Origin of the sequence: Halosimplex rarum (genome assembly GCF_047715405.1) — an archaeon.
GTDB classification, from domain to species: domain Archaea; phylum Halobacteriota; class Halobacteria; order Halobacteriales; family Haloarculaceae; genus Halosimplex; species Halosimplex rarum.
The window spans coordinates 3,917,719-3,941,944 of record NZ_CP180412.1; the positions used below are offsets into that span (position 1 = coordinate 3,917,719).

Below are 24,226 nucleotides of genomic sequence, written 5' to 3' on the forward strand. Positions count from 1 at the left end.
GTGACCGATGTCTCGCCCACATGTGACTGAATCCCGCTGTTAGCGTGGATCACTCACGGGCTCGCATGACTGTTCGTGTGCGGCCGTCCGCCGCCGCAGCCCGGATCTGTTCCGCGAGTTCCACGAGACGCTGTCCATCGGCGATATCGACCACTGGCTCCGCCTCGCCATCGATACACGAAAAGAAGTGGTCGAGTTCTGCCACGTACATCTCCTCAAACGTCGAGGCGTACGTTTCAGTCTCGCGCTGGTTCGTCTCGGTGTCGTAGAGCCACACCGTCGATTCCTCCGGGTTCTTTCCCTCGGCGTCCCACCGGATCATCCCCTCGGTTCCGATGAGCTCGTACGTCCGCGCTCGGACGGGTCGGAGATAATCGAGATGGACCGACGCCATCGCCGTCTCATCCTCACGTTCGATCAGGATCTCCGCGGTATCCTCGACGTCAAGCGCCAGATCGCTGTAGGTGCCGGTCGCACTCGTGACGGTGCCGGGGCGCCCTAACCACCACGACGCGAGGTCGAGTTCGTGAATGGCGTCGAGAACGATCCCACCGCCCTGTTCGGGGTCGGTGCTATACGATTCGGTGTAGTCATCCGGCCGCCAGTTCGGGAGATAGTTCCCGTACCGAAGACGCGCGTACTCGAGTCGACCGATCTCGCCCGCCGTGAGCCAGTCGGTGATCCGGGCGACAGGCGGGTGAAACCGCATATTACAGCCGACCAGACCGACACGGTCAGCCTCCCGAACTCGTTCGGCCAGTTCTGCCGCCCTCTCGCTGTCTGCTGCGACCGGTTTCTCCACAAAAACGTGTGCGCCAGCGTCAATCGCCTTGCGAGCGATATCGACGTGACTGGTCGGCGGAGTACACACGAGGACTGCGTCGGGAGCGGCGTCAAGCGCTTCGTCGAGGTCAGTCGTCGACGTGACCCCGTACTCGTCACTCAGGGCGGCCACCTGTCGTTCGTCGACGTCACAGACGCTAACCTCGACGTCGAACGATTCCACGAGATTTCCGACGTGACGGGACCCGATCGAGCCACATCCGACTACGAGGACGTGTCTCACACGGACCACCTCCGGAACCAGATAAACGCAAACTCGAAGGGTGATCGATCGAGCGTATCGGTTTCGGTCAATCGGTCACGGAACCGGCGACACATACGTCGAGGTTCGTCGGGGTCGCATATGTCCGTATCGGCATCGTCCACGGGAGGTTCTACTCGGTTCGCCGTTCGAGCAGGAACTCAGCGAACTCGAAGTCGAACCGTTCGTCCACGTCGACCGAACGTTCGGGCGGCATGTAATGAGGAATGAGCTTCTCGCCGTAGAAAATACGCTCACGTCGGTAAGCCTCGACGTCCATGAGATAGGCGGCCCCGTTGTCGACGACGAGATCGGGGCGCTCTTGGCTCCGCGTCCCATAAAACGAATCCTCATCCCAGTACTCCTCAAGCCAGCCGTCGCGTTCGACGAGCGCCTCGAACGGTGAGAACTGGTACTCCGTGACGCACATCAGAAACTCCGCCTCCTCGTGGTCGCGAAAGCGGTCGGCGGCCCCGCGCAGGTCCGTCGCCGATCGGAGCGGCGAGGTCGGCAACAGGGCGCCCAGTTCCGTGAACTCCTCGCCCCGCTCGTCGTAGTACTCCAGCGCGTGGTCGACGACGTCGACCACCTGCGCGGTGTCCGACGCCAGTTCGGCGGGCCGCTCGAAGGGCACCGTCGCGCCGTACTCCTCGGAGACGGTGGCGATCTCTTCGTCCTCCGTCGAGACGATGACCGTGTCGAAAACGCCGCTGTCGAGTGCCGCCTCGATCGTGTACGCGATCATCGGCTTCCCGGCCAGCGGTTTGACGTTCTTGCGCTCGAGACGCTTCGAGCCGCCCCGGGCGGGGATCACACAGAGTGACCGTGGCTCCATGGCCGCCACTTTCTCCACGCACACAATCACTCTGTCGGTGTCCGGGATGGGTCGGCTGAGCCGTGTGCCGCCCCGGAACCGGGCTGTCAGGAAAGATCGACGTCGTTCTCGGTCAGAAGCGAGTTCGCGCCGAGGTCGATCCTCGCGCGGGCGCCGACCACGTCGTCGATCCGACGCGGGTCGATGCCCGTTGCGGGCCGCAATGCCGTGAGCACATCCTCGGTCAGACGATCGCCCGCAGAAACCGGTTCGGAAACCGCGAGGCTGCGCCGCATGTCGGTACGGATCTCCTCCTCTACCGGTAGGTAGGTCTCGCGATCCCAGTCGTTGACCATCGCGGCGACGCGTTCGCTCTCCTCGACGATCGTCGCCATCTCCTCAGGATTCGCGGAGAGTCGGTGGTCGCCGACGTCTTTTGACTTGTCCAGCGTAAAGTGTTTCTCGATCACGGTCGCACCGCGGGCGACGGCTGCGAGGGGTGCACGGACGCCGATTGTATGGTCGGAGTAGCCTACCGGCACGTCGAACTCCTCGGCGAGCACGTCCATCAGTTCTAGGTGGGCCTGTTCGTCGGGCGTCGGATACGACCCCACGCAGTGTAGGAGCGTGAGGTCGACGTCGGGCAGTTGTGCGACGGCTGTCCGGATTTCGTCCATCGTCGCGAATCCCGTCGACATGACGACTGGTTCCCCAAGGTCGTTGAGATGCCGGAGGAAGGGGATGTTCGTCACCTCGCCTGAAGCGACCTTGATGAAGGGAGCAAGTTCGGCAGTCAGATTGGCAAGTTCTCGGTCGAACGCACTCGCGGCGAAATCGACATCGTGGTCATCGGCCAGCGCCGAGAGTTCGCGCCACTCCGCTTCGGTGAGCTGGAGGTTGCGGAACCGCTGGAACTGAGAGTCGACGTCATCGCTGGCCAGCGGGAGTGGGTCTGCGTCCTCGATAATAAGCGTCTCGGCCCGGTAGAGCTGGAACTTGACCGCGTCGGCGCCCGCCTCCGCGGCCGCCTTGAGGTAGCGTTTCGCAGTCTCGACATCGCCGCCGTGGTTGCCACCGACCTCGGCGATGATGTACGGTGTGTCTCCGCGGAAACTCATGTCTCGACGAAACAGGGGCCGGGGCTTAAAAGTCGCGACAACGGAGCGGTGCCGTCGGGACCCCTCTACAAGAGGCACATACGGACCGCTAGCGGAGTCCTCGATTACCGCGATCACGGGGCCCTCGGTGAACTCGCTAGATCGCTTAACGCCGACCGTCAGTTCGTCCCGGACTACCTGCTTGTTCTCGTAGCCGTCGCACGTTCCCTTGACCGTGTACGAGAACTTGATTTTCTAGTGTTGGTGTTCGTAAAGAAGATATTGTTGTCGTTGACGGCTGAGACAACCATGCACTCGGGATGGTCCACTGGGCGATATCCCTAGTTTTATTGTCAATAATTTCGCCGTCGTTGCCGCCGGCAGCGACAGTGAATGCGCCCGACGCGGACTTGACCTACTGGTCGAACGTCGCCGGCGGTTCGACGCCGGTCGGAAACTCAGCCTCGATCCCATCGTAAGCTACCAGAGCGCGGGCGAGTTCGAGCTGGAACTCGGTGTCGATCTCGACCGTCGACCGTCCAGACTGGACGACCGCGCGCACGTCTTCGCCGAGTCCGAAGTCGGTCCCGTCCCACGTTAAGAGCAACTCCGTCCGGCGGAGGTATATCGCGCCGGTGAACCCGTACACATCTAAACGATCCTGACGTTGTTCCGCTGCCGTCACCGTCAGCCCCTCGATCGGCTTCACGCGGTCGTCCTCCAGCCGATATGCACGATACGGATGGGTCTCGGTCACGCGCTCGACGCTGACGACCGAGTCACATCCCGTCTCCTGAATCTTCTCGACCGCGCTGTCGATCTCCGCACCCGTGGTGAACGGCGAGGTGGGCTGGAGTCCCAGGGTGTAGGCGGGCGCCCCGTGTTCTTCCCGCCAGTACTCGGCGGCGTGAGCGAAGGCAGCGATGACCGGTACGTCGTCGGCGGCGAGGTCCGGTGGCCGCATGAACGGGACCGCTGCGCCTGCTTCCCGGGCCGCGTCGGCAATCTCGTCGTCATCGGTCGAGACAATGACCTCGTCGACGGTCTCGGCATCTAGTGCCGCCTCGATCTGGTGGGCGACCAGCGGCTTGCCGTCGAGCAGTCGCAGGTTCTTCCCAGGGACGCCCTTGGAACCGCCACGTGCTGGGATGACGGCGAGGACCTTAGTCATCGTCCTCTGTGAGTGTGTTTACTGGTGTCCCGGTCTCGGTCGCCGTCTCGAGGACCTGCTCGCACAGTTTGAGATCGATCCAGGAGTCGACGTGCACCGACGTGTGTCGCTGCATCAGGACGTGGCCGACGTGCTCACCGGTGATCTCTGACCGGTTACGGACGACCGACGGTCTGGTCACGTAGACAGCGCCATTCTCTTGGTAGAGTCCTTCTTTCTCCTCGCGGAGGAGTCGCTCCTCGAAGAGGGGTTCGAGCCCGAATTTCCCGGGTTGCCATAGGAACTTCTTGTTCTGTTCAACCGAAATCACGGAGTCGACCGAAAAGATCTGCATCGTGTCGACCGCCTCATCGACGTGGCCGGCTGTGCGCAAGGGTGTGACGTACGGCAGGACCGCGACGACATCGGGTTCGTAGGCGTCGCTCGCGGCGATGATGTCCAGATGGTTCTCGATGACCTCGGGAAGCTGAACGTGTGGGTCAGCTAGTCGGTCCGGGCGCAACGCTGGAACCTCGGCGCCCGCTTCACGGGCCGCTTCCGCGATGGCCTCGCTCTCCGTCGAGACGGTGACTCTGTCGACGCGGTCAGCGTCTCTGGCTGCCTCGATCGTGTACTTGATGAGCGGGCGCCCGTTCAGTTCGTACAACGCAAGTGGCTGTCCGTTGAGCGGGTCTTTGACCCCGTTCGGGGCGTCCACGCGGCGTTCCTCACGGGCCGGGATCACCGCGAGGACATCCCGGGACTCGAGGTCCTCGGCCAGGTTCGTCTCGACGAACTCACGTTTGACCGACCGGCGGGCGTCAAGGCGCCCGCTCAGGTTTGTCGACATGCTGTCGCCGTGCTGGCGGTAGTACATCAGTGGGAGGTTTACGTTCTTGACCTCGAACTCCGAGATGAAACGGATCCAGAAGTCGTAGTCCTCCTGATAGTCTAGAGACTCGTTGTACCCCTCCAGTTGCTCCCAAGCGGACTTGCGGTACATCGCGCCGGCCGCGAGTGGGCTCCTGTTCAAAAGCTTGAGTTCCTCGCCAACTTGCGGGAGCCGCACATGGTTAATGATCTCTTCCCCATCGTCGAACGTGTAGTAGTCGGGGTAGACCAGGTTGACGTCGGGATTGGCGTCGAGGTAGCTCGCCAGCACCGTCAGGATGTTCTCGTCAAAGTAGTCGTCGGCGTCGAGTCTGACGACGTACTCTCCCTCAGCGGCGTCGATCCCGGCGTTGGCCGCGGTGGGGAGTCCCTCGCCTGAGAGCCTAACCACCGTGAAGAGGTCGGGGTACTCGTAGGTATACTCCCGTAAGATATCGGGTGTCTCGTCGGTAGAGCCATCGTCGACCACGACCACCTCGTAGTCGTCATAGGTCTGGGAGACCGCACTGTCGAGACAGGCCTTGAGGTACTCGGCGTAGTTGTGTGCAGTGACGACGATGCTGACTTTCGGCGAGGACATTCGTCTTCCGTTGTGGTCTTCTGGCCACGAAAGTATAGCTGTCGTTTCTCCGAGCCGACGGTAGAGGGGTACACGGGCCAATCAGTCATTGGAGTGGGTTCGCGAGTTTGACGATACAGTATCGAATGTGAAAGGGTTATATCCGGCTCCTAACTACCCCGTGATCATGCCGACGCGACACGACCTGAAGTGGTGGGCCATAGAAGGGATGCTGCCCGTCGCGTCAGCCCTCGGTCAGCGTGAGGCGGTGATCGACCGAGTTATCGACCGGATTACCGATGAACACGAAATCGTCGACCCGGCGATCCGCCAGTTCGAGTACAAGGGCGAACCCAAGGGGCGGATCGTTTATCCGGTCGTCCAGGGACGGGCACCGGTCCGCAACTACATGGTCTGTACGCTGGCTCACGCTTTTCGCGTCCGGGGGTACGAGCCCGTCTTCCTGCTCTGTGACTCGAGCCTCTCGATGTGCATGAAAAAACGCCGCGATGGCCACGACGACGCGAGGTGTGAGGTCTGTACGCACACCGGACGGCGGCTCTTCGAAGCGTTCGGGTACGACCCCGTTACGCTGAGCGAGTTACCGGGAGCCGACCACAACGCAACGGTGGAGGTTGACGACCTTGCGGACCCGTTCGACATCACATATAGAGGAGTTGATCTCTCTGATTTCGCGGTCGCGTCGACACGTAATCACCTCAAGATGAACGAAATCGACCTTTCGGACCCGGAGACCCGGGCGCTCTACGAGGGGCTCCTTGACGGGGGCGCACACCTTGTCGACGCGACTGCCGCCCTCATCAAAGAGACGGGCGCGACCCGGATTGTTGGGAATCACCCGGCGTATATCTACGGCGGCGTTCCACTGGCGACCGCCAGAGAACAGGGGCTTCAGGCGGTCACGATTATGGGTGGCAAGCGTGACCGGACACTGCTCGTCGGATACTTCGATGAGGAGACACCACTACCGACGTACACCGACCAAGACTACCTCGACGAAGTACTCGACCGCCCGCTGAGCGACGGGCAGGACGCAGAGGTAGAAGAGATCATGGCGGGCCGACGCGACGGTTCAGAGATACGGTATCACTACGCCAGCAACTCGGAGGTGTCAGTTGAGGCCGGGAGCGGGGACGGACTCACTGTCGGCGTCTTCTCGAATCTCATGTGGGACGCCTCACTGGCCTCGAAAGCGATCACGTTTGCCGACCCCTACGAGTGGGTTGTCCGGACATTGTCGGTTCTCGCCAGACGTGAGGATGTCCACGTCGTAATGAAACCACACCCCGCCGAAGCAATGCGCGAGTCCAACCGCCGGGTGGACCGTTGGCTCGAAAGCGAACACCCAGACATCGTCGACCGCATCGAGTTGCTCCCGCCGGACACGGACGTCAGTCCCTACGAACTGATGGGCGACCTTGATGTCGGCGTCGTCTACAGCACCAACCTCGCACTGGAAATGGCCATCGACGGGATCCCGGCGGTCGTCGCCGCCGACGTCCACTACCGTGGTAACGGTTTCACGATAGACCCAGAGAACCGAGAGGCGTATCTAGAGATACTCCGGAACATCGACAACGTTGGGATGACCGACGAAATGCAGACACGCGCCCGGCGATACGCCCACTTGCTGTGGGTCCGCAAGCACATTCCGTATCGCGTCTATGAGACGAGTTCGAAAGACGACTTTGGGAGCGTTCACGCGCTCCCTGTTGAACACGAAGATCTAACACCCGGGAACGAACACGTCGACTTCATTATCGACCAAGTGCTCGCCGGCGAACCGGTTGTCCGACCGCTCTGAGTGGAGGTCGACACACGCTCGAAACTGTGGATCCTGGGGCCAGGGATCCGACCGACTATTCCCGGACCGACATTCTTACTATGGTCTGTTTGCAAGCGGATTTCATGACGAACGACGCGGTCGCGGCCATCGACGCACTCGCCGAAACCCGGCCGTTCTCCCCTGACGAGGACCTTGACGACTGGGCGGGCGAGTACTTCGAGAGCCATCGCGGGTACTACGTCGACATCCTCCGGCGGTTGCCCGACCCCGAGTGCGTCGACCGTGTCCTCGAGGTCGGTTCGATCCCCTGTCACCTCACATTCGGGATGGACGCACTGGGATACGATGTCGTTGGTCTCGACATTGACCCCAAGCGGTTCGACACGTTCATCGCCGAGCACGGACTTGACATCCGCCAGTGCGACATCGAGCGCAACGAGTTCCCTTTCCCGGACGTTACCTTCGATTTCGTCCTTTTTAGCGAGGTGTTCGAGCACCTGCGCGTAGACCCGATCCATACCCTCGAAGAGATCGAACGCGTGCTCGTACCCGGCGGGACCCTGCTGTTGACGACGCCGAACCTCTACTTCATTGGGCACGTCTACCGGTACCTCCGAGGCAACGCCTACGACGAGCCCTACCACGAGTTCGCGAAACTCCGGACACTCGGTCATATGGGCCACGTCCGGGAGTATTCGACCGATCAGGTCGAAACCTTCCTCCGGAATACCGGGTTCGAACCCGTCGATGTGGACTACGCCAACTGGCACTGGGACGGGTCACACCGCGGTCTCTCGGGAGATATCGGACGATGTGTCTCGTCTCTGATCCCCTCGGTGCGTCGCTTCCAGATCATCGAGGCGAAGACCACAGTCTGAATCGAGCCCGTCGACTCCCCAAAGCATACGTTCACTTGTACCCGAGTGCCTCCAGTCGTCGGTCGGCGTCGTCCCCGATCGACTCGTCGGCCCGCGACCGCTCGCCAGCGGTCACTTGCTTGCGCTCACCTCGCTCGAAAATCAGCCACGGCACCTCGACCAGTTCGGGCGTGTAGATGCCATAGGGGTGGCCATACAGGCGAAACGGGAGAGGACCGACGCGCTCGCCAGCCATGTTGCCGTGGTCGGAAGTCACGACGGTCCGGCCGGTAAACGCCTCTAGGAGGGTCTCGATGTGAGGGAGGACGAGTTCGAGGTTCTCGACGTAGGCGCTCCAAACTGTTTCGTGGTCGAGTTCGCCTGCCTGGAGACGTTCCCAGACGGTGGCGTGGTCGCGGTCAGGGTCCACCTTGCCGTCGGCGAGGCGCCGGGAGAGTTCGGCCCCGGACTGCTCGCCGATCGCCGCACGGGCAGTTTCACCGACGAACGGGTAGTGTGGTTGCATGTAGTGGACAACGATTCGCTTGTCGGGGTACTGCTCGTAGGCGTCGATGGCCGCTTCGGTCACTGGGGCGGGCGGGACCGTCCCCAGCTGTTCGTCCCAGGCGGACTCCCAGACGCTCACCACTTGATAACACTCCCCATCAAGGTGGACATCAACCTGTGGGTTGCCAGTGACGTAGACCGTATCGAGCAGGTCCCGGTCGACGAAGTTCTCTTTCAGGAATTCAGGAGTGTTGGACCCTCGCGAGCGGCGAGACTCTAGCCGATCTGCGTGCCAGCCGGTTTCAGTGAGCATATCGTAACGGCAGGCATCGAGCACCACTAGGTTGTCCCAGTCTTCCTCGAGTACGCGGATCCCGCGGTGGGTGAGCCGGTAGTATGTCGTCCGGAGGAGATGAGGGATCGCGACGTCACGCCACCAGTCACGGTCTGTCGCGCTCGCTCGAACTGCCCGAAGGGACCGGCGTAGCTTCACCGGTTCGATGTTTCCGACAATCGCATTAATAGCTTGTGACCGTCGGGCGCGAGAGAAGGGTTTACTGTGGACCACACAAGTGTCCAGATATGGCGACCGGCTCCTGGAATGACTTGGAGAAGCAGGGAGCGGAGGCGCCGAGGGATACCACGAGAGTGCTCACGATAGCGTGTTTCTGGCTCGGTCTCGCGGTCGTCTTTACCATGCCGTGGCGTAACGCACTCTTCCCGTTCGGGACCGTTAGCATTGGCATCTACGTGGGTGCGCTCTTCGGCTTGATGTGGGCGGTGAAGGTACTGCTAACCGGGACGACGCGCTCGCCGAACGCGCTCCACCTCGTGTTCGTGGTCTTCGCTTGTCTGAATCTGATTTCGGTACTGTGGGCAATCGACCCGGGGCGGGCGTTAAGTCGGTCGATCCGGTACGTCTACTTCACAGGATTTCTCCTCGCGCTGTGGGACACGCTCCGAACGCGCCGGGAACTGTTCTTCGCCCTCCAGGCATGGGCGTTCGGCGGTTTGACCCTGCTCACGACAGTAGGTATCAAAGCAGTCTTCGGCGTCGTGCAGCGCTACGAGGCGTACAACCGCCTCTCGGCGATTGGATACGGGCCCAACAGCACCGCAGCGTTCCTCGCGCTGACGGTACCCGTCGCCTGGTATCTCACCCAGTCCGAAGACGCGCCGGGCGGGACTGCGCTAACCATATTCAATTTCCTCTATACCGTCCTCGGATCTGCAGCTGTTTTCGCTACCGCCTCTCGAGGTGGCCTCATCGCGTTCGTGCCTGCGGTCGTCTTCATCGTCGCCTACGGCTTCGAACACCCGATGTTCCGACGGCACCGCTGGGCGTTTCTCACCGCCGGCGCCGTCGCTGCAACGATAGTACTCCAGTCGATCTCGGCAGCCACATACAGCCGTTTGGCAACTCTCCCGACAGCGATCGTTAAGAATCTGCAGGGCGACGGCCGGATGCGCTTCTGGCTGGCTGGTCTCGACGTGTTCCGCCAGCATCCTCTCCTCGGAGTGGGAAGCGCTGGGTTCAAGCCCGCTATGATCCCGTACTTCGGTCGCCAGCACTCCCCGCACAACACATTTGTCTCCGTCGGGGTCGACCTGGGATTGGTCGGACTTCTCGTCTACGGGGCGTTACTTGTTGTCGTCCTCCGTAACCTCCTCCAGCGCGACCGGACGCTTTCACGTCTCTGGATGACTCTGTTCGCCGTGTGGTTCGTCGCCGCCAACGCCTTCGGTTACCAGACCGCTATCGCGACGTATGTCCTGTTTACGCTCATCCTCGTCGGTTCGTACGCGCCCGACGCAGCCGGTTCGACGAGCGACCGCGACGCCGATATCGACAGACCTGTGGAGTACGGGAATCCCGACCGCGACTCGAACCCCGCGGACTGACTTATGGGGTCGTCCGTCGGTACCCGGAAAATCGAGTATTTAACTGGGTCGGTAGCGAACCGTGGTAGTGTGTCGACACCGCTCGTGAGTGCCGTCGTTCCCGCCTACGACACCGATGGAACCGTCGCACGGGCCGTCAGGAGCGTCGCCGCACAGACCTACGACCCGATCGAACTCGTCGTCGTCGACGACTGCTCGCCCCAGCCGGTTGCGGACACCCTCACCGACGTCGACATATCGATATTCGCCGGCGTTGAAGTCGTCCGCCACGAGGAGAACCAAGGCGCCAGCGCCGCCCGCAACACCGGGATCGGAGCCGCTGACGGGGACCTCGTTGCTTTCCTCGACGACGACGACGAGTGGCGCCCGAAGAAGCTCGAGCAGCAGGTCGCCCGCTACCGCGAAACCGACGAGTCGGTTCAGGCCGTCTACACCGGGATCGAACAGGTCGACGCGACGGGTGAAACCAACGCTGTCTCGCCCGCCAAGCACGAAGGCAACCTGCGAAAGCGGCTCCTGTTCGGCAACGTCGTCGGGTCGTTCTCTGTTCTACTTGCCGGGGCCGACGCACTCGCGAAGACCGGGCCGCTCGACGAGCGCTTTCCATCTTGGCAGGACTGGGAGTACTACGTCCGCCTTGCGGAAGTGACGCGCTTTGCTGCAGTTCCCGACCCGCTAGTCGTCCGGCACAACGAGGGCAACCAGATCAGCCGGAACTACGTGACCAAAGCAGAAACGTCCGCCCCGCTGTTTGCCGAGAAGTACGGCCCGGTTGCCGCCGAATACGGTCGCCTCTTCCACCGGCGGTTCCGGGGCCACCTGGCCCACGAACTCGGCTACGCCGCGCTCGCAAACGGCCAGTGCGCTGCAGGCCGGCGTCACCTCCTCCGGGCCGTGGCACTGGACCCGTTCCAGCCCGGCGTTTACCCTCACCTTCTAGCCGCCCTTGGCGGCGAACGCGTCTACGAGGGTGCCCGGCGACTCAAACGGTCACTCGCCACGAGCGGTGAGTCGTGACCGCGTGGCGGGTCGCTATCCCATTGTTCGCTATCACAATGACTAACCATTGACCGCCCAACCACACGGACATGGCGTCGGTCCTGTTCCTGGTAGGGTCAGTCTCGGCGACGTCAATCCCCATGGAACTCGCAGTTGTCCTGGCGCGCGAGACCGACACTGACGTGACGGTCGTCGCGTTCTACGACGACGACCAACCGTCGGACGTGCCGGGACTCGAAGCGGTCGACGTCGTGACTCTCGGCGCGGATTCACGATTCGACACTGCCGCGTTCCGCGCGCTGTGGGCGCTGTTGCGCGGTCGCCGGGTCGATGTTATCCACACTCACGACAACTTCCTCGGGTCGGCCGGGCGCGTCCTCGGAGCTGCTGCCCGGACGCGGATGGTCGACACTGAGCACCGCGCCCACGACTCAATGACCACGCTTCAGAACCTTGTAAACGGACCGACACTCCCACTGGCGTCGGTCGTCGTCGGGAACTCCCAGACGACGCTCGATTCGTTCGGACGTGCCGAACGGATACTACTGCGGGCGACTCGAACGCCGACGAGGGTCGTCCACAACGGCGTCGACACAGAGCGCGTCCGGGCGGCGACGCCTGCGGACCTCGGCGACGGACCAGCAGTGGTCTGTGCGGCGCGGTTCGCGCCGGTCAAGAACCATGAGACACTGGTTCGAGCGTTCGCACAGACGCTGACAGACGTTCCCGACGCACAGCTCGTGCTCGCAGGCGACGGTCCGCGCCGTCCGGCGGTCGAATCACTCGTGGCCGACCTCGACATTAAGGATGCCGTCCGGTTCGTGGGGTCGGTGCCCCGCGAGTGCGTCTACGAATTGTACGCCGGGGCGGACGCGTTCGCAGTCGCTTCCCGCGCAGAGGGGTTTTGCGTCGCCGCAGTGGAGGCGATGGCCGCCGGCCTCCCCGTCGTCGCGAGCGACATTCCGGTCTTCCACGAGGTGCTCGGCGAGGCCGCAGCCCTCGTCGATCCGACCGACCCCGCGGCGTTCGGGTCGCAACTCGGCGACGTGCTCACTATGCCCGACCTGGCGGCGCAACTCGGCGACGCAAGTGCCGAACGGGCTGAGGCGTTCCGGATCGAACGGACCGCCCGCGAGTACGCCGCAGTCTACGACGACATCCTGTGCGAATGACGAGGTAACCGGTCGCCGCCGCGGAGCGATCTGCGCTCACTCGGCGGCAGACGCCCCGCTGTCTAGCAGGAGTTGGCCCCGTCGCCGGTAGCGGTCCGCGAAGAATACGGTGACGCTCACCGTCAGCACCGTCGCAAGCACGCGCGGGTCGGACGTGATGTAGAGGCTCGGCGTTGGCGGGCGCCACCAGGTGAAGGGGTAGAGGTAGAAGTCGGCGTGTCCGTCTGCGTAGACGCGCAGCCCGTCGACCAGCAGCGACGACAGCCCGCCGAAGACGAGGAAGGCGTAGGCCTGTCGCCACCGGGAGCCGAAAAACACGGCCACTGCGCCGGCCACCAGGAGCACGCCGCCCAGACGGCTGAAGCCGGCGAACGCCAGGTCGACGCCGAACACCGACCGGAAGCCGAAAACGCCGAACACTACGATCCTTGCCTTCACGAGGTCGGGCATCACGGCCCCGCACATGGCGACGACGATCCATCTTTGAGGGATGTCCACGCGCCAACTCGCGAAGGTTAGGACGACATATGGGATGAGAACGTGAGTGAGCAGGTCCGCCACGGCTATCGCACCTCGAACGTCAGCGTTCCGGGATCGATGCGCCAGTTCCGGAAAAAGAGGGCAATGACGAGGAGCGCCCCGACCGCGGAGACGGCGTACTTGTAACGCTCCGATGTCCGTGCGGGGTTGACGACGCGGACGGTTTCGGCGTCAACCACATCGTCGGGCCGGAACACGCCGTACACCTGAACGACGCCGCCGGGCCGGACGTCGGCGTCGAACCCCCTGACCGTGACCGTGACTGCACCGCCGGCGTAGGTGGACCTAACCTGTCCCGTGGCGTTTGTCGAATCGATAGAGACGACTTCGCCCTGCATGAACACCTGCTCGCCGGCATACGCGCTGGGGCGCTCAGCGAGCTCCTCGTCCATCGGGTATTCCCAGTGAGCGCTCCGGTTGGCACTGTAGTGGATGCCGAGCCCGAACACGCTGGCGACCAGCACCAGGGCCACACCGACACGGACGGCCGCGTGCATGCTCACCCCGTTTATCGGGATGCTTCTGTACGTTTCGGTATCGGTCGTGCGGTTCGAACCCTGCCAATACAGGGGCGACAGGCCGCGGATCACCGGAGTATGCAGCATGGACCGTCACGCTTTTTAGCGGTATCACTGCTAAGACGAGTATGTATTCCCTCTCGGACTTGCAGACTGCTTTGGACAATCCGGAGTGGTTCGCCAGGGAGGCAAACCGACTCTGGACCCACCGGTTCAACCTTCGCGATCACAACCCGAAGGGGATCGATGTCTTTGCGGCCGACTGGGATAACCTCCTGATCCTCGATGCCTGCCGCTACGACGAGTTCGAGCGGGCCTGTGATCTGCGGGGCGACCTCTCGAAAGTGCGCTCGCGTGGGGCGACCAGTTCGGAGTTCGTCAGGGGAAACTTCACCGGTCGGACCCTCCACGATGTCGTATACGTCTCCGCGAACGTCTACTACCCCTACCTCAGAGAGGAGATCGACGCCGAAGTCCACGCGTTCATCGGCCTCCACGAGGACGACAAGCGCGACGCCGGTGAGGGACTGACGACCCACCCCGAGACGGTCACAGAACACGCGCTTGCCGCCCACAAACAATACCCGAACAAGCGCTTGATGGTCCACTACCTCCAGCCCCACCAGCCATACATCGGACCGTACGGTCGGGAGCGGTTCGACGCCGGCCGCGGGCTCATCGACACCGTTAAACAGAGTAACCCCTCACGGGAGGAGCTCTTGCGCGCGTACCGAGAGAACTTGGAGATCGTTCTCGAAGAGGTCGAAGTTTTACTTGCCGAGCTCCCGGGTAAGACCATTGTCACCGCTGACCACGGCGAGATGCTCGGCGAGCGAATGCGACCGATCCCCGTCACCGACTACGGCCACCACGCTGGCGTCTACATTGACGAGTTGCTGGACGTTCCCTGGTTCGTGTCGGAGAACGGCCCCCGCAAGGAAATCGTCGCGAAGATGCCTGAGACCGACAAGGACGCCGAGGTCGACAGCGAGGAACTGGCTGCGCAACTGCGCGCGCTGGGCTACCGGGAGTAACGACCGCGGTCCCCATCGGCGGTCTTCAGCGGCGATCCAGATCGATCGTGGGCTGTCATCTCCCGTCAGAAACGCTTAATCGTCTCGATCCTGAATCCGGTGGCAATGAGCGCCAATGTCCTGTTTCTCGTCGTCGACTCCCTCCGGTACGACGCCGTCTTCGGCGACGAGTTCGATACCCCAAATCTGGACGCTCTCGCGAGTGAAGGGGTGACCTTCAAACGATGTTTCGCCCAGGGGATCAGTACCGCGCCGTCGATGACATCGATGTTGACCGGACGATACCCTCTCGATTACGGCGGACACTGGTACCTCGAGGAGAACCAGCCGACGATGGCAGAGCAGTTCCAGCGCAACGGCTACGAAACCGGAGCCATCCACTCCAACCCAAACGTCTCCCGGCTGCGCAACTTCCACCGCGGATTCGACACCTTCGAGGAGAATATTCTCCCCTACGACCCGGACGGCCTCGTCGAAAACGCGCCCGACGAGCTGTTGTTATACGCCAATAAGTTCGCCCGAATCCTCAGGCGGACGCCCTACAGGCCTGCCGGGAGAGTCAACGCTGACCTCGCGTCGTGGGTGCGGGCCGCCGGGGAACCGTGGTTCCTCTGGACTCAGTACATGGATGTCCACGGCCCGTATCTCCCCGGCGACGACTTTACCTATCGAAACAAGTTCAGGGCGGAGCGGCTCTGGCGTAAGGCTGCCGTCAATTCCCCCGAGGCCATCACCGAGGCCGAACACGCTGAGCTGTGGACCAACTACCGGAAGGAAGTCGAGTATCTTGACCACGAGATCGGGCGGCTCCTCGACGATCTCGAAGCCAGCGGTGACCTCGCGAACACGGCGGTAATCATCGTCGGCGACCACGGCGACGAGTTCATGGAACACGGCCGCTACGGCCACGGGAACCTCCCCTACGACGAACTCACGCGCGTCCCCTGTATCGTCCGATTCCCCGACGACACCGACGTGACCCAACCGTCTGATGTTGATGCGCTCGTCCGGACCGTCGACCTGCTCCCGACGATGCTTGATCTCGCCAACGCGGACCTCTCAGCCGAGATGGAAACCCGCATGGAAGGTGAGTCGCTGATACCCATCCTCGAGGGCGCAGAGCCGAGCTACGATGTCGTCGTGACCGAAAAGGAGATGCGCGGCGACGACGCACTCCGCTTCGGCTTTCGGACCGACAAGTGGAAGTTCCTCTACGACGGGCAGGTTGACGAACAACTGCTGTACAATATCGAGGCCGACCCCGAAGAAGAGACCGATGTCTCCGCAGACTTTCCCGACGTGCTTGACCGTTTCTGTGAGCGTCTGGACGCGCGTATCGATAGCATCGAGGCGACCTCCGAAGGCGTCGATGTCCCCGATATCGAGGAGCACGAGGACGATGCGGTATCCGAGCGGCTTGAGGCACTGGGCTACAAATGATCACATCTGCCGGCAACGGGACCAGCGTCGTCCTAATCGTTCTAGACACCGCCCGTGCCAAGACCGTCTTAACCGATGGGCGGCGTGTCGACGGCGAGGCCTTCCCCGAGTTGTCGCGACTAGCCGACGAGGGGGTGGTCGTCCCCGACGCGTTCGCGACAGCACCCTGGACCTTGCCTTCCCATGCCTCGCTCTTTACCGGCGCCCACTCCTCGAGGCATGGTGCCCACGCCGACCACAAGCGACTCGAAGAGGAGCACCCGACGATCGCCGAGGCGTTCGCAGCGGCGGGCTACGAGACCGTAGCCGTCTCGAACAACACCTGGGTCAGCGAGGAGTTCGGCTTCGCACGGGGTTTCGATACGTTCTTCAAGACTTGGCAGTACGTCCAGTCTGACACCGACCTCGGACGGGTCGCCCGTGAGCACGAAGGTGCCGATATGTTCCAGGCACTCATCGGGGCGCTCGCGGACGGGAACCCCATAGTCAACGTCATGAACGCGCTGTACGGGCGGTTCTTTCGCAAGACCGACGACGACGGGGCCGCCCGGACAAACGAGTGGATTGCTGACTGGCTGGTCAACCGCGACCCCGGACCGTTCTTCCTGTTCGTCAACTACCTCGAACCGCACCTCGAATATCGCCCGCCGCGGACTCACGCCGACCGGTTCCTGCCCGACGGCGTCGAGTACAACGAGGCGATGGCTGTCGAGCAGGACGCCTGGGGATACGTCGCCGGGACGGTCGACATCACGGAACGGGAGTTCGAGATACTGCGAGCGCTCTACCGCGCCGAGCTCGCCTACATTGACGACCGGATCGGCGAGCTCCGATCCCTGCTGGAGGCCGCAGGGGAGTGGGAAGACACGGTCGTCGTCGTCACCGGTGACCACGGTGAGAACGTCGGCGAGCATGGACTGATGGACCACCAGTACTGCCTCTACGATACACTGTTGCACGTTCCGCTGATCCTTCATGGCGGTCCCTTCACCGGTGGCGCTGTCGATGGCCCGGTACAGCTGACGGACGTCGCACCGACGCTACTTGATGCCGCCGGCGTCGAGGCACCGGCCTTTCGTGAGGCAGCTCAGGGTCGCTCGTTCCATCCGGAGGCCGACGCGACGTCTCGCACGTGGACGGTCGCAGAGTACATGGCGCCACAGCCATCGATGGCGGCGCTCGAGGACCGCGTGGGCGAGTTACCGTCAGAGGTCCGCCGGTATGACCGTGAACTCCGGTCGATACGCACGTCGGAGTGGAAACTGGTTCGTGGGTCCGACGAGACGACCGAACTCTACCGGGTCGCGGAGGACCCGGAGGAGATGACCGACCTTGCCGCCGAATACCCTGATGTCCGGGACCGGTTGGTAGCCGACCTTGACGGGTGGTGCGACTCGTTCGAACATGTCGAGTACAACGATGATGTCGAGATGGGCACTGACACCACTGAGCGACTGGAGGATCTAGGCTACCTGCAGTGAACGGCCATAACCAAGCTGAGCCGGTGTCCTCGGTGCGAATCGCCGCGGACTCACGAACATAGTGACTTGAGTTGTTCTGTCGTCCGATCGACCGTTGTCGCCCAGGTGTGTTCGCCTCCAAGTGGGTCTACCGTGCCGTCGTCTAGCCACTCACGGACCGCCTCGGCGAACTCCGTGGGCTCAGTCCCGTTAACGAGAGTGCCACGTCCGGAGACGACAGCCTCGAGTTGATCGAGATGCGAGCAGACTACAGGAACGCCACACGCGATCGCTTCCAAGACTGTCCGCGGCAGTCCCTCAGCACGACTTGGCAACAGCAGAACGTCGCCGCTTCTGAACACTGCCGGCATCTTCTCGTAGGGGACGTGGCCCAGAAACTGAACCCCTCTGGAAACGCCGAGTTCATTTGCTCGATCGGATAAATCTGCACGGAGCGGCCCGTCGCCACAGATGTAGAGCACGGCTTCAGGATGGCTCTCGCGGACTGCTGCGAGGGCTTCGACGGCCAGTTCGGGACGCTTGCCGCTTATCAATCGCCCTACAAATAAGAGGGCCGGTCCGTCGCTATCGATGTGCTCGCTCGTTGAGCCGTCCGGGCAGAAACGGCTCGTGTCGATACCGTTCGGGATGACATTGATGTGGGTCGAGACTCCGAACTCACGAAGCCGCTGTCGGTCGGTGTCGGTGTAACAGAACACGACATCGGCGCGGTTGAACGTCCACCTGCCGAGCGTTCTAAGATAGTAGTCGAACACTCGCTCCGGCGCAGTCTGAGAATAGAGGCCGTGATTAGTGATCGCCAGCGGTGTGTCGCCGAGGCGGCGCTTGAGCGCCGCGACGTTCGTTGAGAAGTATAGGTGCGAGTGAGCGTGAACCACGTCGTATCCCGTGGTGTCGAAAACTGACTTCGCAAGTCGCGGGCTGATCTCGTTGCCCAGCAGCGTCACCGCTGGGTCGTAGCGTCTAATCGTGTACCCGGCACGTTCTTCTCTTGCGGGTATACCGGAGTTGCGCCGGATGGTAACGAGCGTGACTTCGTGGCCCATCGCCGCCTGATCGCGGCTCAGCGCGTGGACGTGATAGGCACCCCCGCCTTTTACGTCTGGATATACGGTCTGTGCGACCCGAAGGATCCGCATGTACCTCAAATGTGGAGTCGGGGGGCACATGAACGCCGTGATCCAAGACAGTGGCCTAACCGACAGTTACTCTCCCATATCACCCGTAACGTCGGTCGTGAGGACCCGCTTCCCGTTCAAGACTGCCGACTCGTTGACTACGACCGTGTCATCTCCGATCTGGTACGTACCCGGATACGGGACACGGAAGAATACTCCCCCGCTTGCACTCGCAGCCGCCTGTTCGGTATAGGTGAACGACTCGCCGGAGACGGTGACGTTTACCCGGGCGGTCACGGTCGAGTTCGGTGTGGCGACATCTTCGATCACCGCTCCCTGCACGAGTGTGAACACCTTGAACTCGTCCTCAATGTGGACAAGACGGTAGTGGTCGAGTGACGGTACCGCGCCCGTGCCGCTCCCGTGGTTGCGATAAAGTCGCGTCCCGATCTGCGACTGCTTGCTCACGACGGCCGGTGTCGTGACGACGAAGCCGGCCTGGTTCCGGAGTCGTTTGTACCACTGACTACCGTCCCCCGACGTGACGAACCGCCCGTAGTTTTCCTGTGCGTAGTCGTCGGATCGCGATTCCCCGTTGACGAAGTAGTTGAACATCCGGTTCTGGCCCCAGGGACTGAATACGTAGTTGTCTGGGTACTCCCAACTGCGCTCGTCAGCATAGTCGTCCATCCATGCGGCCGTTCGGTATTCGCCACCGTCGGTCACCACCTGACTCATCTTGACCGGGACCTGCACGAACCCGAGGCTACCAATGAGCGCGAAGAGGACGGCCAGTTGTGCGACGCGGCGCCACTCGAACAATTCTATCGGTGTGGTCTCACTTTCGTCGGCGAACGGTACTGGTGGCGCCGTCAGGTCGACGACGTGGGCGGCGTGGACGAACGCCAACCCTGCAAAGACGGCCACAAACATCGACAGCTGGCCGGCGAACCGAACCTGAAAGAACGTTAGCCCAAGCAAATACCAACCGTAGACTACCGGTAGGTACCACCCCGATGCGCCGCGGTAGCTCTCGACGGTCGCCCACAGAAGATATGGGACCGCTATGACGAGGACGAACCCGAACAGGAGCAGCCAGCCAAACGTGTCCGCGTCCAGCAGCGCCTGCGTCTCGGCGATACTTCGGGACGCCAATATCGTCTGGAGTCCGGCGACTAACGACGATGAGAGATCCGGGACGAACGTATGGACGGCAACTACCCCAAAGATCAACAACGCGGCCAAGCGGCTCGCGAATGCCGACACTGACAGTTCGAAACGTAGGGCGAGCTCTCCAGCGATGACGACCACGAAAACTCCGAGAAAGAGTAGTACAGGAACGATTGCGACTGTCGCCGAGTGCCAGTCGAAAACAGTATGGACCGCGTAGACGACGCCAGCCGCGAGCGCAATAGCCGCTACCGTCGGACCGTGCGTTACAACCGGTCGTATCCCGGTGCGGACATCGGAGAAGACTCGCGCTACGACGTAGCCGCCCAGCGGAACCAGGAACAGGGGCCCTGCATCCCACGCGAGAGTCTGCCCGACGACCCCGACGGCAATTAGCCCTGCCCACGTCCATCGGTGGAGGTCTCGAAGTGTTCCAGTCCCGAGACCGCCCGCCTCGCCGCCGGTTTCTCCCCCAAACGGCGGTGTGGCTCGGACGAGCGCTGTGGCAGTCACGAGTAGCCATACGTAGTCAAAGGCATGGTGGTCGGCGAACCCCAGAGACGTCCGGAAGGCGTGGGCCGGGGTTATCGCGAGTAACAGCACCGCCGCCAGCGCGACCCGGCGGTCGTCGGTCACCGCCCTCGTCAGTAGATACGTCAGTCCACCAGTGATAGCGGCGGCGAGGACGGGATACCACGCAAGCACCCACCCGGCGGCGGTCGCATCGCCGCCGAAGAGTACCGCGAACGCCCACAGGGTCGCGACGAATAGCGGTTCCCCTTCAAGGATCCCCCGCGGGAGCGTCGCGAGCCCCGACGGATTAAATGCCCCACCCGAGGCAGCCAGCACCTGTTCGACCCAGTAGCGATAGTGATAGGGGTCATTCCCCGAGAGGACGACCGCCCCGTCCCGAAATATTGACCCGTAGACGTATACTCGTGCGAGAATGACCGCTAATATCGCCCCCGCGAAAGCTGTGACCGCAGTCAAATCGACGGTATACACCGGCGCGGCGAGAGTGTCCCCACCCAGCGGCGGTCCGCGGTCGGAAACACCTTTCGACCCGCCCCCCGTTCCGAGTTCGTCCCTCCCATCGTTCGCGAGCGCCACGCGGGCCGCTCTGGGGTCCGTGACGCGGTACCCTTCGCCATCTTCAACCTGTTCGATGAGTCCGCGTGAGACGAGTTCGCCGAATGCACCGGAGTCTACCGGCAGTTCCTCGAACGTCCAGGCGTCGGTCTCCTCATCGATTGCCAGTGCGGTCTTGAGCGGGGATTCAAGTTCTGGACGCTCGTCAAGAACGTTGGCGACAGCGTCCGCGTCATCCATACGGCGACTAATTTACGGTCGAAAAATAAACCCATCGGGATGCCGTCCCGTGGCGGCACCACATCCAGCATCTAGCATCTCGTCCGTGGCAGCCCACGACAGTGAATTATACTTAGTCACCGGATCTGAGGACGGCGTCAAAGGCGTCTGTACCGACCAACCACAGCTGGCGGATGACGACCTTCAGATCGAACCAGAACGACTGTTTTCGGATGTACTCGATGTCGTAGCGCAACTTCTCGGCCGGTTCGTGACCTGTCGCGTCATTCACCTGTGCGAGACCGGTCAACCCAGGACGGACGAACCAGCGCCTGCGCCATTCCCCCACAGAGGACTCGATGTCTTCGTCAAGTTCAGGTCTTTCGGGCCGTGGCCCGACGACACTCATGTCGCCGACTAGAATGGACCACAGTTGGGGGATCTCGTCCAAGTGTGTCCTCCGAAGTACGCCCCCCACCCGGGTCACCCGTGGGTCAATACCGCCGTGGTCCTCCTCACTCAGCTTCGCCCCGGTCTCGGCCTCAGCGTCGGTGATCATGCTCCGGAACTTGTAGACGGTGAAGGTATCGCCAAACTCGGCGGTTCGTTTCTGGGCGTACAATACTGGTCCAGGACTGTCGAGCTTGATCGTTGCCGCGATGACGGTAAGTAGCGGTGAGAGAACGGCCAACGCCGACAGCGCAAAGGTAACATCGAAGGCTCGCTTGGTGACGTGGTCCTGCCAGTCCCACGGTTCGAGGTCAACCTCGACGATGTCACCGCCCGCGACTCCTTCGGTCAGGACGGTATCGGCATAGTCGCGGTGAACCTGTGCGGTCACACCATGATCATAGCATTCCGCCAGCGTTCCAAAGAACTCCGCCCGATCGGTCTCAGTGAATGCCAGAAGGGCGGTGTCGATATCGTATTTCACTAGCACTTCGTCGAGCCGTGAGAGCCCACCCAGCGCCGATAACTCGTTGAGCCGACTCGTTGTGATTCCCCCGTCTGCCATCTCGGGGGACCCGAACTCTCGACGGTCAGCGGCAACGTATGAGGACGGCGGCGAGACGTATCCCAGCACAGGCACGTCTGTTGCTGCCAGCAGGTCCTCCATCGCCTGCGGGTCGTCGCCGATGATGATTGCTCGCGATTGTGACCTCGGACGCCGGCGAATCGCAATCATCCAGGCCGGTAACGCAGCGAGTAGGAAGACCGTCAGGAGCATGAGCGTCGACCGCGGCACGCTGTAACTGTAGTCGTAATAGCCCAGCGCCGCGAGGCCGACCATCGCGAGGAAGACCCGCTTCTGGGTCAATAGCATCGTATCGAGAATGCGGCGAGGGCGCGGTTTGAAGACCGGCCACATCGCGGCCAGCGTCACGACGAGAACCGTCGACATGGCGCCGGTCAGATCACCATCGGCGAGGACGGCCGGAGCAGGTCGTCCGAAGTACGGGACCTGACTGAACAGCTCTTGCACGACGGCGTGATTGGCGATTAACACCGCGAACGCTGTCAGGAACACAGTCCCGACAACGCTCGCGAGGCGATACCGCCACCGGATGGCCATTATTATCTGTAACTACTGGGGGATGGCATAAGGGCTACGACAGTCATGCGCGAGAGACGACGACTCGCAACCCTCGCACCGAGTGAAAATTCGCGGGACTACAGTCAGTTCAGTTTCGACAAGGCAAGCAATTCACTGACGATTTCCGGACTCACACGGAACAGTGCTTTCCGCTCGAAATCGTTCGTTATCGGATCACACCCTCGAGGTAATCTGCCATATTCTCGACTATCTCTCCCAATCGAACCGCGATCTTCAAACCCCTGCAATTCTCACATCGGACGGAACAACCCTGGGTCTCGCCTATGGTTAGCACATCCTTCTTGCTTCATTACCCGCTATAATCCGGTTTTCACACCCCAAACTGCGTTCAGACACTCCAGAAATCCCTCGTTTGCGACTCCCTGGAAATGGGCCAGTATTGGACACTCGCCGTACAGAGACACATTTTTTCGTTGACCTCGTCGATGAGGCCAGTCACGAAAACATGTTAATAACCCCATTGCATCGCACCACTGAGATCGGAAACCTTGGCGTGAGAGCCGTTCATACGCTAAGGTTGCAACAATTTGGAATTGCGACAATGTTCGATGCAGGCCAATTACTGACTGCGCTCCATGAGGATTTCGGCCGGGTGAGTGTCTCAGGAGCATCTCACTCCTTCATTCCAGTGGTCTACCGATTGTCTAGACACGATTCTGATGAATCTGCCACTATACTAGCGGATATTCTCCACCATTGCATTTCGGAATTCTATGGAACTCTGGCCGAATTGTGGGAAATCTGCCGACCACCGAGTGGTTGTAGATCCGAGAAATAACTAGTAACACGACTGTCAGCTGATAATCGCTGTTCCCGGTGACCACTTCAACCTTGAGGTACTGTCGATGGCTCTGCGTGAAATCGAAGATTAGCAACGGGCCTTCTGGAGTAAAGAAGGACGATCAGCTGTTGCCGTACGAGATGGCCATATGCCAGCGGGGGTGGTGTTGAACTAGACGGTCCCAGTCTCTCGAACTAATCCAGCCCACTTCTGACCAGTTCCACCATCCATGCCACACACCCCTCGCACCGAGTGAAAATCCAACGGACGGCAGTCAGTTCGACTCCGACATGTCGAGCGCTTCGACGACGATTTCCGGGTCCCGCAAGAGACGGTGTTCGAGTTGACATCCTCCTCCGGCTAAAGCCGGAGGAATCCCGAG

19 protein-coding genes are annotated in these 24,226 nt (G+C 61.8%); 8 read left to right on the forward strand and 11 right to left on the reverse strand.

The genetic code is table 11. From position 1 onward, the window contains the following. Nucleotides 1-49: 49 nt before the first annotated feature. The 5 genes from ACMGFH_RS18840 to ACMGFH_RS18860 all read right to left on the reverse strand — a co-directional run bounded on the left by ACMGFH_RS18840 (nucleotide 50) and on the right by ACMGFH_RS18860 (nucleotide 5,616). Nucleotides 50-1,066 carry a Gfo/Idh/MocA family protein gene (locus ACMGFH_RS18840; protein ID WP_415380074.1) on the reverse strand — a complete coding sequence of 339 codons (1,017 nt, stop codon included), beginning with the start codon at nucleotides 1,064-1,066 and terminating at the stop codon, nucleotides 50-52. 151 nt (nucleotides 1,067-1,217) lie between these two features. Beyond that, nucleotides 1,218-1,919, reverse strand: a complete 702-nt coding sequence (locus tag ACMGFH_RS18845; RefSeq protein WP_415380075.1) for a cytidylyltransferase domain-containing protein — start codon at nucleotides 1,917-1,919, stop codon at nucleotides 1,218-1,220. 86 nt (nucleotides 1,920-2,005) lie between these two features. Beyond that, nucleotides 2,006-3,133 (reverse strand): N-acetylneuraminate synthase family protein, encoded by a 1,128-nt coding sequence (locus tag ACMGFH_RS18850; protein ID WP_415380076.1) that lies wholly within the window; start codon nucleotides 3,131-3,133, stop codon nucleotides 2,006-2,008. Nucleotides 3,134-3,410: 277 nt separating this feature from the next. Next, complete coding sequence (locus tag ACMGFH_RS18855) at nucleotides 3,411-4,166, reverse strand: cytidylyltransferase domain-containing protein (protein ID WP_415380077.1); 756 nt, start codon at nucleotides 4,164-4,166, stop codon at nucleotides 3,411-3,413. Next, nucleotides 4,159-5,616, reverse strand: a complete 1,458-nt coding sequence (locus tag ACMGFH_RS18860) for a glycosyltransferase family 2 protein (protein WP_415380079.1) — start codon at nucleotides 5,614-5,616, stop codon at nucleotides 4,159-4,161. Before ACMGFH_RS18860 ends, ACMGFH_RS18855 begins: the two co-directional genes overlap by 8 nt. A 166-nt stretch (nucleotides 5,617-5,782) precedes the next feature. On the opposite strand from ACMGFH_RS18860, the gene ACMGFH_RS18865 reads away from it, so the two are divergent. Further along, entirely contained in the window at nucleotides 5,783-7,420 is a 1,638-nt protein-coding gene (locus tag ACMGFH_RS18865; protein WP_415380080.1) for a hypothetical protein, read from the forward strand. Nucleotides 7,421-7,524: 104 nt separating this feature from the next. Continuing rightward, nucleotides 7,525-8,280: a class I SAM-dependent methyltransferase gene (locus ACMGFH_RS18870; RefSeq protein ID WP_415380081.1), complete on the forward strand. Its 756-nt coding sequence runs from the start codon at nucleotides 7,525-7,527 to the stop codon at nucleotides 8,278-8,280. A gap of 31 nt (nucleotides 8,281-8,311) precedes the next feature. Here ACMGFH_RS18870 and ACMGFH_RS18875 read toward each other — a convergent pair whose 3' ends face one another. Next, complete coding sequence (locus ACMGFH_RS18875; protein WP_415380083.1) at nucleotides 8,312-9,259, reverse strand: hypothetical protein; 948 nt, start codon at nucleotides 9,257-9,259, stop codon at nucleotides 8,312-8,314. A gap of 89 nt (nucleotides 9,260-9,348) precedes the next feature. Between ACMGFH_RS18875 and ACMGFH_RS18880 the strand changes: the two genes are divergently transcribed. The 3 genes from ACMGFH_RS18880 to ACMGFH_RS18890 all read left to right on the forward strand — a co-directional run bounded on the left by ACMGFH_RS18880 (nucleotide 9,349) and on the right by ACMGFH_RS18890 (nucleotide 12,839). Continuing rightward, a complete protein-coding gene (locus ACMGFH_RS18880) occupies nucleotides 9,349-10,668 on the forward strand; it encodes an O-antigen ligase family protein (RefSeq protein ID WP_415380084.1) in 1,320 nt (439 codons plus the stop codon). A gap of 69 nt (nucleotides 10,669-10,737) precedes the next feature. Then, complete coding sequence (locus ACMGFH_RS18885; protein ID WP_415380086.1) at nucleotides 10,738-11,685, forward strand: glycosyltransferase family 2 protein; 948 nt, start codon at nucleotides 10,738-10,740, stop codon at nucleotides 11,683-11,685. A gap of 122 nt (nucleotides 11,686-11,807) precedes the next feature. After that, entirely contained in the window at nucleotides 11,808-12,839 is a 1,032-nt protein-coding gene (locus ACMGFH_RS18890; protein WP_415380088.1) for a glycosyltransferase family 4 protein, read from the forward strand. A gap of 36 nt (nucleotides 12,840-12,875) precedes the next feature. On the opposite strand, the gene ACMGFH_RS18895 is transcribed toward ACMGFH_RS18890, so the two are convergent. Both ACMGFH_RS18895 and ACMGFH_RS18900 read right to left on the reverse strand, forming a co-directional pair. After that, entirely contained in the window at nucleotides 12,876-13,400 is a 525-nt protein-coding gene (locus tag ACMGFH_RS18895; protein ID WP_415380090.1) for a hypothetical protein, read from the reverse strand. 2 nt (nucleotides 13,401-13,402) lie between these two features. After that, a complete protein-coding gene (locus tag ACMGFH_RS18900) occupies nucleotides 13,403-13,876 on the reverse strand; it encodes a hypothetical protein (protein ID WP_415380092.1) in 474 nt (157 codons plus the stop codon). A gap of 149 nt (nucleotides 13,877-14,025) precedes the next feature. Here ACMGFH_RS18900 and ACMGFH_RS18905 point away from each other — a divergent pair, with 149 nt between their 5' ends. The 3 genes from ACMGFH_RS18905 to ACMGFH_RS18915 all read left to right on the forward strand — a co-directional run bounded on the left by ACMGFH_RS18905 (nucleotide 14,026) and on the right by ACMGFH_RS18915 (nucleotide 17,852). After that, nucleotides 14,026-14,931, forward strand: coding sequence for a hypothetical protein (locus ACMGFH_RS18905; RefSeq protein ID WP_415380094.1), 906 nt, complete (start codon nucleotides 14,026-14,028; stop codon nucleotides 14,929-14,931). A gap of 105 nt (nucleotides 14,932-15,036) precedes the next feature. Further along, nucleotides 15,037-16,371 (forward strand): sulfatase, encoded by a 1,335-nt coding sequence (locus tag ACMGFH_RS18910; protein WP_415380096.1) that lies wholly within the window; start codon nucleotides 15,037-15,039, stop codon nucleotides 16,369-16,371. Then, the gene (locus tag ACMGFH_RS18915; RefSeq protein ID WP_415380098.1) at nucleotides 16,368-17,852 is read left to right on the forward strand and encodes a sulfatase; all 1,485 of its coding nucleotides are present in this window, start codon (nucleotides 16,368-16,370) and stop codon (nucleotides 17,850-17,852) included. The genes ACMGFH_RS18910 and ACMGFH_RS18915 overlap by 4 nt, the downstream gene beginning before the upstream one ends. 50 nt (nucleotides 17,853-17,902) lie before the next feature. Here the strand turns inward: ACMGFH_RS18915 and ACMGFH_RS18920 are convergent, their stop codons facing one another. The 3 genes from ACMGFH_RS18920 to ACMGFH_RS18930 form a co-directional block, all read right to left on the reverse strand. Next, nucleotides 17,903-18,991: a glycosyltransferase family 4 protein gene (locus ACMGFH_RS18920; protein WP_415380100.1), complete on the reverse strand. Its 1,089-nt coding sequence runs from the start codon at nucleotides 18,989-18,991 to the stop codon at nucleotides 17,903-17,905. A 66-nt stretch (nucleotides 18,992-19,057) separates the two neighbouring features. After that, a complete protein-coding gene (locus ACMGFH_RS18925; protein ID WP_415380102.1) occupies nucleotides 19,058-21,469 on the reverse strand; it encodes a hypothetical protein in 2,412 nt (803 codons plus the stop codon). Between the two features lie 112 nt (nucleotides 21,470-21,581). Beyond that, complete coding sequence (locus ACMGFH_RS18930; protein ID WP_415380103.1) at nucleotides 21,582-23,021, reverse strand: sugar transferase; 1,440 nt, start codon at nucleotides 23,019-23,021, stop codon at nucleotides 21,582-21,584. Nucleotides 23,022-24,226: the final 1,205 nt, after the last annotated feature.

Coding starts and splice junctions, on each gene's coding strand:
- ACMGFH_RS18845 (WP_415380075.1), bottom strand. CDS start 1,919: ATGGAGCCACGGTCACTCTGTGTGATCCCCGCCCGGGGCGGCTCGAAG.
- ACMGFH_RS18855 (WP_415380077.1), bottom strand. CDS start 4,166: ATGACTAAGGTCCTCGCCGTCATCCCAGCACGTGGCGGTTCCAAGGGC.
- ACMGFH_RS18860 (WP_415380079.1), bottom strand. CDS start 5,616: ATGTCCTCGCCGAAAGTCAGCATCGTCGTCACTGCACACAACTACGCC.
- ACMGFH_RS18865 (WP_415380080.1), top strand. CDS start 5,783: ATGCCGACGCGACACGACCTGAAGTGGTGGGCCATAGAAGGGATGCTG.
- ACMGFH_RS18870 (WP_415380081.1), top strand. CDS start 7,525: ATGACGAACGACGCGGTCGCGGCCATCGACGCACTCGCCGAAACCCGG.
- ACMGFH_RS18880 (WP_415380084.1), top strand. CDS start 9,349: ATGGCGACCGGCTCCTGGAATGACTTGGAGAAGCAGGGAGCGGAGGCG.
- ACMGFH_RS18890 (WP_415380088.1), top strand. CDS start 11,808: ATGGAACTCGCAGTTGTCCTGGCGCGCGAGACCGACACTGACGTGACG.
- ACMGFH_RS18900 (WP_415380092.1), bottom strand. CDS start 13,876: ATGCACGCGGCCGTCCGTGTCGGTGTGGCCCTGGTGCTGGTCGCCAGC.
- ACMGFH_RS18905 (WP_415380094.1), top strand. CDS start 14,026: ATGTATTCCCTCTCGGACTTGCAGACTGCTTTGGACAATCCGGAGTGG.
- ACMGFH_RS18910 (WP_415380096.1), top strand. CDS start 15,037: ATGAGCGCCAATGTCCTGTTTCTCGTCGTCGACTCCCTCCGGTACGAC.
- ACMGFH_RS18915 (WP_415380098.1), top strand. CDS start 16,368: ATGATCACATCTGCCGGCAACGGGACCAGCGTCGTCCTAATCGTTCTA.
- ACMGFH_RS18920 (WP_415380100.1), bottom strand. CDS start 18,991: ATGCGGATCCTTCGGGTCGCACAGACCGTATATCCAGACGTAAAAGGC.
- ACMGFH_RS18925 (WP_415380102.1), bottom strand. CDS start 21,469: ATGGATGACGCGGACGCTGTCGCCAACGTTCTTGACGAGCGTCCAGAA.
- ACMGFH_RS18930 (WP_415380103.1), bottom strand. CDS start 23,021: ATGGCCATCCGGTGGCGGTATCGCCTCGCGAGCGTTGTCGGGACTGTG.